General features: G+C 56.2%; 10 protein-coding genes. 6 read left to right on the top strand and 4 right to left on the bottom strand.

Features of this window, described 5'->3' with window-relative positions:
* Positions 1-223: 223 nt before the first annotated feature.
* Together ACRXB1_RS21980 and ACRXB1_RS21975 are read right to left on the bottom strand one after the other, a co-directional pair.
* The gene (locus ACRXB1_RS21980; RefSeq protein ID WP_449493206.1) at positions 224-1495 is read right to left on the bottom strand and encodes a Y-family DNA polymerase; all 1272 of its coding nucleotides are present in this window, start codon (positions 1493-1495) and stop codon (positions 224-226) included.
* A complete protein-coding gene (locus tag ACRXB1_RS21975; RefSeq protein ID WP_449493205.1) occupies positions 1492-1935 on the bottom strand; it encodes a LexA family protein in 444 nt (147 codons plus the stop codon). Before ACRXB1_RS21975 ends, ACRXB1_RS21980 begins: the two co-directional genes overlap by 4 nt.
* Positions 1936-2054: 119 nt before the next feature.
* Here ACRXB1_RS21975 and ACRXB1_RS21970 point away from each other — a divergent pair, with 119 nt between their 5' ends.
* Positions 2055-2336 carry a hypothetical protein gene (locus tag ACRXB1_RS21970; protein WP_449493207.1) on the top strand — a complete coding sequence of 94 codons (282 nt, stop codon included), beginning with the start codon at positions 2055-2057 and terminating at the stop codon, positions 2334-2336.
* 12 nt (positions 2337-2348) lie between these two features.
* Positions 2349-2690 (top strand): hypothetical protein, encoded by a 342-nt coding sequence (locus ACRXB1_RS21965; protein ID WP_449493204.1) that lies wholly within the window; start codon positions 2349-2351, stop codon positions 2688-2690.
* Positions 2691-2729: 39 nt separating this feature from the next.
* On the opposite strand, the gene ligD is transcribed toward ACRXB1_RS21965, so the two are convergent.
* Complete coding sequence (ligD, locus tag ACRXB1_RS21960) at positions 2730-4634, bottom strand: DNA ligase D (RefSeq protein WP_449493203.1); 1905 nt, start codon at positions 4632-4634, stop codon at positions 2730-2732.
* Positions 4635-4900: 266 nt separating this feature from the next.
* Between ligD and ku the strand changes: the two genes are divergently transcribed.
* Both ku and ACRXB1_RS21950 read left to right on the top strand, forming a co-directional pair.
* A complete protein-coding gene (gene ku, locus ACRXB1_RS21955; RefSeq protein WP_449493202.1) occupies positions 4901-5830 on the top strand; it encodes a non-homologous end joining protein Ku in 930 nt (309 codons plus the stop codon).
* A complete protein-coding gene (locus ACRXB1_RS21950) occupies positions 5827-6669 on the top strand; it encodes a tetratricopeptide repeat protein (RefSeq protein ID WP_449493201.1) in 843 nt (280 codons plus the stop codon). Before ku ends, ACRXB1_RS21950 begins: the two co-directional genes overlap by 4 nt.
* 703 nt (positions 6670-7372) lie before the next feature.
* Here ACRXB1_RS21950 and ACRXB1_RS21945 read toward each other — a convergent pair.
* Entirely contained in the window at positions 7373-7999 is a 627-nt protein-coding gene (locus ACRXB1_RS21945; protein ID WP_449493200.1) for a hypothetical protein, read from the bottom strand.
* 257 nt (positions 8000-8256) lie between these two features.
* On the opposite strand from ACRXB1_RS21945, the gene ACRXB1_RS21940 reads away from it, so the two are divergent.
* Both ACRXB1_RS21940 and ACRXB1_RS21935 read left to right on the top strand, forming a co-directional pair.
* Positions 8257-9123 (top strand): TIR domain-containing protein, encoded by an 867-nt coding sequence (locus ACRXB1_RS21940; RefSeq protein ID WP_449493199.1) that lies wholly within the window; start codon positions 8257-8259, stop codon positions 9121-9123.
* On the top strand, positions 9120-9530 hold a 411-nt coding region (locus ACRXB1_RS21935; RefSeq protein ID WP_449493198.1), incomplete at its 3' end, for a site-specific integrase. The genes ACRXB1_RS21940 and ACRXB1_RS21935, both read left to right, overlap by 4 nt.

Raw genomic sequence — 9530 nt, 5'->3', positions numbered from 1 at the left:
TCAGCGGATTTCATTGGGGCCCACAGCCAGCCACTCGGCTGTAACAAGGCCGGATACATAGCTGCAAGCCTTTCTGTCATGTTGGAACACACGAAAAACTGGCGCAAATGGGATGCGTTCATACATAACACATGACGAATGCTCTCCATCTCTTGTTCGTGAACCATGATACCCGCGTGGCCAGCGCTGGTCGAAGAGGTGATCACCGTTCCACCGACCAGTCCTATCGCACAATCGGAAGTGCTGCCCAGTCGGACGTGTAAGCGGGACTGCGCTTGTCCTGATTCATGTGCCATGTTCTGCGCTGCTCAACGGCGCCGACCTTCAATGTCCCACGTCCGTACTTGTCGTTAATCGCATCAAGCGCCACCATCATCTTCGCCTGCCGGCTGGCATCGCGACCGAAGAGCTCGCCTTGCTCAATCGACGTTGATTGCAACTCGTGAAGCAGCACGCCCGCCTTCGCATATCGAAACCCTTCCCGGTAGATCTGGCGCAGTCCGAACAACGCCGAGTCGACCAGCGTCAGCGTGTCCGACGTGGGTGAAACGAGCGGAACATTGATGGCACGGCTGTATTGCGGGTCGTCGCGTTTGAACGGGCTTGTTCGGATGAAAACCTGGACCTGATTGGCGTGCAACGCTTGACGACGCAATCGCTCTGCTGCAGTGGCGACAAATTGCGTGATGGCCTGCGTCAGTTCATCGAGGGTGTACACGACATGACCGAAGCTGCGTGAGCAAAGCACTTGCTTCTGCGGCTGCCCCGCATCTTCAAACCCGTAGCACGCAATGCCATTGAGCTCGAGCAGAGTCCGCTCAAGCACTACGGAAAACTGCTTGCGGATGAACGAGGGACTCACGCGTTTGAATTGCAGCACCGTTTCGACACCCATCTCATGCAGACGCGCGCCGATTTTGCGGCCCACGCCCCAGACCTCGCCAACGTCCACGCTCGCAAAGATACTGTCGCGCTCTCCTGCCGTCAGTATTCCGATGTCACAAACGCCGTACCACGGGCGGCCCACATTTTTCTTCGCGATGTGGTTCGCCATTTTCGCGAGCGTTTTCGTGGGGCCGATGCCAATGCAAGTCGGGATGCCGATCCACTGCAGCACCTGAGCGCGTATCTGAAGGCCATAGGTCGTCAGGTCGCAGCAAAACCCGCCCAGGTCGAGGAAACATTCGTCGATCGAGTAGATTTCCTGGACGGGCGAATACTGGCCTATCAATGACATCATGCGGTCGCTGAGATCAGCATACAGGGCGTAATTTGAGCTGAGTGCGATAAGGCCGCTGGTGCGCTCGAGGTCACGAATTTGGAAATACGGCTGCCCCATTCCCACTTTCAGGTCTTTCGCTTCCTGCGATCTCGCGACTGCGCACCCATCATTGTTGCTGAGTACGACGACAGGTTTGCCGATGAGCGACGGCCTGAAACACCGCTCGCACGAGACGTAGAAGTTGTTGCCGTCAATGAGCGCAAAGGTGGTCATCGACGTTTCTGCGGATGCAGCAGCTGACGCAAGTTCCACGTGACCACGCCCCACACGCTCATTTCCTGTCCTTCGACGAACGTAATCGGGGGATAGAGCGGGTTCGCGGCATGCAGACGAACGACACCCGAACGTTTGTACAAGCGCTTGACCGTGAACTCGTCGTCAACGCAGGCAAGGACCACACGACCATGGACCGCCTCGATCGAGCGATCAACGATCAGCCGGTCGCCGTCAAAGATCCTGGCGTCAATCATCGAGTCCCCTTCGACCTGAAACAGAAACGTCGCGATCGGGTTGAGCACGAGCACGTCATTGAGATCGATGCGCTTTTGCGTATGGTCCTGCGCCGGACTGGGAAAGCCTGCGGGCACCTTCGCCAGCACTTCGATGAGAAATGAGCCTGCGGCGTCGGCGGTAATCGGGATCGGGCGGCTCATGGACAGACAATACTGTATGGATGTACAGTATTCTATAACGGGTTTTGAAACGCTGAATTGCCCCTTTTTAGTCGATTGCGGAGGCTGTTGTGGATAAGCTTGTTCGACGAAAGCATCCGATGCCGGAGATGGCGGCCTTCGTCGCGGAGCTGCGAGCAGCCTTCGGCGACTTGGTGGACGAAGCGGTGTCTCGCGGGAAGAGCGGCGAGCCGACGTTTTACGCCCGTGAGAACGGGCGCACCGTCGGTACGCCGCCAGCAGACCATCACAACGCATGGAGGGCGTCCGAGGACGTTCGCAACCGTCACTATTGCAACGGGTGTGACGGAAGTTGCATTGGCACCGCGATCAGGTGCAGTCAGCGCATGACCCAAGCGATGCAAGGCCAACAGAAACGCTAGATGAGGAGTTGCATGTTTGTAGAGAATGAACGTCGCGCCGAATTGTTGTGCTTTCTGGTCGTGACTGCTGCAGCGTCGCATAGCTTGACCAGTGAATGGCGGGTCGACCACGTGGTCGAGAGTTGCCGGCTCTGGCTCAGACGAAACGCTGTAAAGATGCCGTGGCTTGAGCGAGTCAACCTCGGGCAGCTCGCGTTACGACTCGCGAGACGCGACCTGTTTAAAGCCAAGGTCGTGATCCGGCAGGCGCACGTTCAAGCGTTATTCACGGGAGATATGGCGCTGAACTTATCAAGCACCATGGTTCAGCGCGTCTTGGCCATCTGCGCGGACGCAATCGCGCAGCGCTCGTAGCCGTACGCAACTGCTTACCGAAGAGTGTGCCCAAACACATCAACGCTGCATGCCGATGGCGCGGCGCATCGCTACCGTGATGCCCTGCCGGGTTCGCCAATAGCCTTCCCACGGATCGCTGTTGAGCGAGCGTTGCCGGGCAAGTGCTGAGCTCATCGACCATTGATCGCCAGCGGTGACGTCTTTTAATTCGTCCCAGGCAATGGGCATCGACACCGCCAGACCGGGCCGCGCGCGAACAGAGAACGGCGCAACCGTACTTGCACCGCGGCTGTTTCGCAGATAGTCGATGAAGATTTTGCCAACCCGGTTTCGCGGCCCCAAGACTGCTGAGAAGTGATCGGGCAAGACCTTCGCCATGTGTTGCGCAAGCGCTTGCGAGAACCCCTTAACTTCCGCCCAGCTCTGCTTACGTGTGAGCGGAACGACAATATGAAACCCTTTGCCGCCGCTCGTCTTGGCGAATGACTTGAGTCCGATTTCGTCAAGCACGAGCTTGGTGAGCGAGGCCGCATCGAGCATCGCCGACCAGGGCAGCGACGGGTCAGGATCCAGATCGAAGATGACGCGATCCGGATGGGTTAGGTCTGGTGCGACCGCGTTCCAAGAATGCAGCTCGACCACGCTCATCTGGGCGAGTCCTACAAGCGATTCTGCATTGTTTGCAACGAGCAGCGGCGGATGGCGCGGATGGAGCTCAACCGGAAGCTCTTCGACACCCGGTATGCGCACACGCTCGGAATGCTTTTGGAAGAACAGCTCGCCGTTGATGCCGTCGGGCGCCCGTACCAATGTGAGTGGCCGGTTGTGAAGATAGGGAAGCGCCCACTCTGAGATGTCGTCGTAGTATCGAGCAAGCTCGACCTTTGTTTTGCCAGAAGTGCCGTCGACAACCCGGGCGGGGTTCGTTACTTTGATATTCGCGATGAAGACAGACCCTTTCGTACCCGTCCGCTCTCGAGACGACCTCAAGTCGTCAGGCGCTGCTTCCTCGCCGGGTATCACCGCGCCCTGCTCTTTCACAACTGCGTGAGCAGGTTTGTCCTCGCGCATTGCATAGAAAACCGCATGCCGGATCTCGCCGCTTGGGGTCCATTCCAGAAACGATACTTCGCATACGAGCTCGGGCTTCAACCATATGTAGTCACGGTCCTGGTCAGGCTCGGGAGCAACGGAAAACGCTGCCTTCTTCTGTTTTAACGGCTCGATACGCTTGGAGATTGCGTCGTTGCGTGATGCTTTGACTGAAGGCGCGACGTTGCCCGCGTAATGAAGTAGACCACTGGCGTCATAGACACCCAGCAAAAGCGAGCGGACCCCGGATTTCGCGCCTTTGTTGCCCGAGATGCCAGCGATCACAAACTCCTGGCGAAGATTGCATTTGAGTTTGACCCAGTTGGTTGAGCGTCCAGAGCGATACGGCGCATCGCCGCGCTTGCCGATGATTCCCTCAAGATTCATTTTGCAGGCGGAGGCGACCAGCGACTGCGGATCCTCAGCGAAGTCCGCGGAGTATCGGATAAGCGGATCGTGAACCTCTTCGAGCAGGTCGTGGAGTAACTGGCGCCTTGTGCGCAAGGGCTCGCTGCGAACATCTTCCCCGTTGAGCCAAAGGATGTCGAAGAGGAAGATGACGATTTTTGCTGTGCTTCTGCGGTCGAATGCGTTTTGCAGCGCATTGAAATCAGGTGTTCCGCTGGCGTTCAGCACTACCGCCTCTCCATCGAGCCACGCGTTTTCGACAGGAAGCGATTCAACCGCTGCCCGCAGCTTCGGCATCCGATCGGTCCAGTCGTGCCCGTTCCGGGTAAAAAGTTTGACGGAACCGCCATCGACGCGAATCAGCATCCTGTATCCGTCGTACTTAATTTCGTAGGACCAGTCACCGGATGCCGGCGGACGACTCGCCAGTGTCGCGAGCTCCGGTTCAATGATCGAAGGCATCGCGCCAGGCGGATCGTTTGCGACCGGGCGTTGGCGCTTTTGCGTCGTGCTCCATCGTCCTGGCATGGCGGCTCTCCTCGGTCCAGGGGAAGTGCACAGTCCGTGCCCGTCAGGGCGCAGGACCAGTGCCGGGCATATTGCATGCTCTCATGTTGCGGCTAATAATCAAGAAAATCGAAACTAAACAGCCAACGGGCTCGGCCGCTCGCCCGTCCCTCGTATGCCGCAGCCGCGCGCTCTGTCGCCGGCGACCAGGAGAGAAAACCATGGCAGCGCGCTCGATTGCTTCGTTGACGCTTTCTTTCGGCCTGGTTTCCATCCCGGTCAAGCTGTTTTCAGCAACCGAGAGCGCCTCCGGGGTCGGCTTTAACCTTCTGACGCCGGAGGGTGGCAGGGTCAAGCAGCAATACATTTCCGAGGCGACCGGCGAGGTTGTCGCTCGTGCGGACATGAAAAAAGGCTACGAGTTTGAAAAAGGCAATTTCGTTGTCTTCGCGCCCGAAGAACTGAAGGCGCTCGAGGAAGGAGCCACTCACGTGGTCGAAATCGTTTCCTTCGTACCTGAAAAATCAGTCGACCCGCTCTTTTACGACAAGGCATATTTCATTGCCCCGGACAAACGCGGCGGTAAACCGTACAGCCTCCTGCGGCAAGCCATGCGTGAAAGCGGGCGCTGTGCGCTCGCCAAATGGTCGTATAAGGGGAAAACCCGAGTGGTGCAGGTCCGCCCCGCCGAAGACGGCATGGTTTTTCAGCAGCTACTGTTTGCCGACGAGGTGCGCGCACTGAGCGATTTGCATATCGAAGACGAGGCCGTCACAGACAAGGAGCTGCAGCTGGCGCTGCAAATCATCGATCAGGTCTCGGAAGACGCCTACGATCCGACCGCCTATGAGGATGAGGAGAAAAAGCGGATCCTCGAAGCCATCGATCAAAAGATTGCCGGCAAACAGATTGTGTCGCCAGAGGCATCTGATGGCCAGTCGGGTGGCCAGGTGATCGACCTGATGGAAGCGCTTCGCGCAAGTCTGACTGCGAACAAATCGAAGAAAACTGCGCCGGCGAAACCCTCCGCTGCACGCAAAGCGCCTCCTGCGGAAGTGGAATCGTTGGCGGCTAAACCTCGCCGGCCGGTCAAGCGCGCACCCCCGAAGGTCGAAGAAGCGACGCCAGCAAAGGTGCGGGCGCGCAAGTGATTAAACGCAATGCCGGACACGACTACACGCTACGCAGCCTGCAATCAATTCTTGGCGTCTCGAGACGCGTGTTGTCGGGATTGATCGACGCCGGCTTCGTTCAGCCCACGCGCGGCAAGCGCAACGAGCTGCGATTTACGTTTCAGGACGTCGTGCTGTTGCGCACGGCTTTTCAGTTGCAATCATCGAAGATTCCGTCGCGCAAAATACTGCGCGCGCTTGGAAAATTAAAAGCGGAGTTGCCTAACGAACTCCCGCTATCGGGGATTCGCATTACCGCGGTCGGTGACGCGATCGCTGTCAAAACAGGCGACGATCAATGGGATGCGACATCGGGTCAACATCTCCTAGATTTCGAGGTCGCACCTGTCAAAGGCGACGTAGCGTTTCTCGACGCCACGCCGCGAACTTTAAAGAGCCGGGCACAGCAGGCTGACGAGTGGGTAGCGCTTGCGGAACAATTGACAAGCACCGACGTTCTCGGCGCCGAGCAGGCATATCGCAAAGCATTGGAATTGTCTCCGGATCCGCACTACCTCGCCTATATCAATCTGGGTGTCTTGCTGTGCGAAGCCGAGACTCGTTGCGAGGACGCGCTTTCCGTATTCGATGAAGCTTTGCGAAATTTCCCCAACGACGCACTGCTTCATTTCAATCGCGCCGTTGTACTTGAGGAGCTAAAACGGTATGACGCTGCGACAACTGCATATGAGAAAAGCCTTGCGCTGGACGACACTCACGCCGACGCACATTTTAATCTTGCGCGTTTGAGCGAAATACGCGGGGACAAGCAGGGGCTTGTACGACACCTAAACGCATATCGCCGCTTGGGCGGATGATTGCATCTTGAAAAACCTCGACGGGTCGTTAAATAATTCTCGATAACGAAGGCCAATGGGAGCGGCGTTGCAGAGTCTCAGCGGTGCCGCTAGGTATTGCAGTTAGGTCTCACGATACATTTGGGCTTATGAAGCCAATCACGGCAGGACACAATCCAGGAGATGACGATGACTGAAGATGGGATCGTGCGCCGGGCGTTGCTGCTACACGGGGGGCGACTTGCGGGAAGCCATTTCGTGCGTAATGAAGTGCGGACATCGGTACAACACCATCGGCGAGGCGTACGCACAAGAGGAAACGCTCACGAGTTTTACGCTTGAAAACAGCTTCACGGAAAACTTTCCTGTTTGTGGATGGCATCCAAGCAACTACGCTAACTTCGGGGTTGACCTCGGCGAAGTTTCTACGCCAGGCAGACCAGTGTACGCCCAGCAGCATCTCAGCCATACTCACAGGAGCATCCCGTGCGACTATGTCCTCCTAGTTGCCCAACCGCTGTCCCCAGTCGCAACAGGTGTTATGTCAAGCCAGTGTCGGGAGCATTTATCTCTAGCTCAACAGCTACGATATTCGCAATAATCCTGGATAATTCGATTTCTTGCGCCGCTTGAAGACAAACTAACGACTTCCGTTGTGATTAGCCGAAGAAAATTTACTTGCTATGGCCCTTCCTAAATCTGAGATCGCATCGATCACCACCAGTCACTGCGGTGTCTTTTGCGAAGCGCAGGCGGTTGCTATCGACTTGTCGTCTTTGATTGGGAATAACGAGGTCTGAATCCCCGCGACTAGATGCTTTCTCTTTTGTCCCATATCGTCCGTAAGATTGTCGAACTCTTTTCGCGCTTTCCACAGATTGTTGACTTGCTCGCTCCTCCACTTTTCATCAATTTCACCATTCCGGTCTACTTGTGCCACTACGTTGTCGTGATAAATCTTGTGGCGCCTAGTCCCCGCGTCTTCGAGTGCTTGTACCGCATTTGCGCAATCCACGAAAAGAAATTGGACGGTTTCGAGAGCAAGCAGCCAGCGAGGGTAATCATCTTGCTCGTACTTAAGCATGGCTGACGTCTTTTGCTTCGACCTCCACTCAAACAGATCTGTAAATGCCGTGTGCGCAGATAAATCGTATCTCAACGCAGCGGACTCGAATTCATCAAGGGCTTTCACTCGTTCTGAATAGTATGCGGTAGCCTTCGCGTTCTCAAAGGCGTGCGAGTCTTGAACTCGATTAATCACAAATAGAGTAATGGCCGCTGCAGCAACAAAAGAAATTGCGTTCTTCAAAAGATCCATACACCACTTTTTGTTTTCGGTCCATTCAGTCATAGGATACAAACCTCCAAATTTAAGTTCGGCTTATAGTCTTTTTCGGTGATCCGAAGTCTCAGTGCACATCACGAACGGATATGCACCCTCCCACGATTTCGATCCATCGCCGTTGCTTCCAAATCCATCATGACCTTATCGAAACGATGGGCCTTTTCACTGTAGGCGATGCGCAAGTTGAGCGCCTTAAAATTTTTCGAGAGAGCTCCTTTTATATATGATAATGTCCTTTATCACATATAGATAAGATCACTTCGATGAGCGCCACGGCTACCCCTTCCTCCCTGTCACCAGCTCAGATTGCACATCGGATTCGCGCACTCGACGAACATGTTGATCAACTACGCGCAATCGATGTTCAGACGTATTCGGATGACAACAAGCAAATTCTTGTCGCTTTGCAGGCCAGGATCCGCGACACGCTTGAGCGTTGCTTTGGCGATAACTCGTCGCGCTATCGCCATTTTCAGGGCGCGGGGTATCTGTATGAGTCCATTGGACGGCCAGGCATTTTTACTAAGCGTGGTGCATTGGAGGCCCAACTTCGAGAGGAGGTTGGAGAGAACATCAGACGGTCCATCGGACTTCTTCAGTCGGCACGGGCCTCCCTGCAGGCTGAGCTGGCGGACATTGAGCACCAGTTATCGCCTGTGAGTAATACCAATTCGAAATCGATGCCGCTTTCCCGGCGCGTGTTCGTTGTCCATGGCCACGACAACGGAGCGCGCGAGACCGTCGCACGCTTTCTTGAGCACATCGACTTCGAGCCGGTCATCCTGCATGAGCAGGCCAACCAGGGCCGAACGATCATCGAGAAATTCGAGGCGCACGGCGATGTCGGGTTTGCCGTCGTGCTGCTCACACCTGACGATGAAGGGTGCGTGAAGGGCGGTAAGCTTCAGCCTCGCGCACGGCAGAATGTCGTGCTCGAACTCGGGTATTTTATTGGGCGCCTTGGCCGGAACAAAGTATGTGCTCTCAAGAGCGGAGATCTTGAGCTACCCAGTGATTACCAAGGTGTGCTTTGGGAAACGATGGATAGCGGAGGCGGCTGGAAGCTGAAATTAGTCAGCGAGCTCGCGGCCGCAGGCTATAAGGTCCATTTGAGTACGAAAAGACCATGAACCAGCTCATCTCGCTCGATGCCATTCCCACCCCGGCGCTGGTCACTGCCGCCGGCGAGCAGGCCAGTGTCCGGTTTCTTGAGTTTTTCGCGTCCAACATCCGCAACCCGAATACGCGGCGTGCGTATGCGCATGCTGTTGGGGGTTTTCTCGCCTGGTGCGCGCAAGCAGGCGTGATGTCGATCACCGTTGTACAGCCGCTGCACGTAGCCACCTGGATCGAACTGCAGACGCAGACGTTGTCGGCACCGACGGTCAAGCAGCACCTGGCCGCCATTCGCCACCTGTTTGACTGGCTTGTGGTCGGCCAGGTTGTGCTTGCCCGTCGGTGCCGACAACGTCTGCGTCTGCAGTTCGATCCAGGTGGCTACGTGCAGCGGCTGTACAACGGTGATCGACATCACGCC

This window comes from Caballeronia sp. M23-90, from assembly GCF_053574605.1.
The sequence above is the reverse complement of the archived record's forward strand: the minus strand, read 5'-3'. Positions and strand labels throughout refer to the sequence as shown.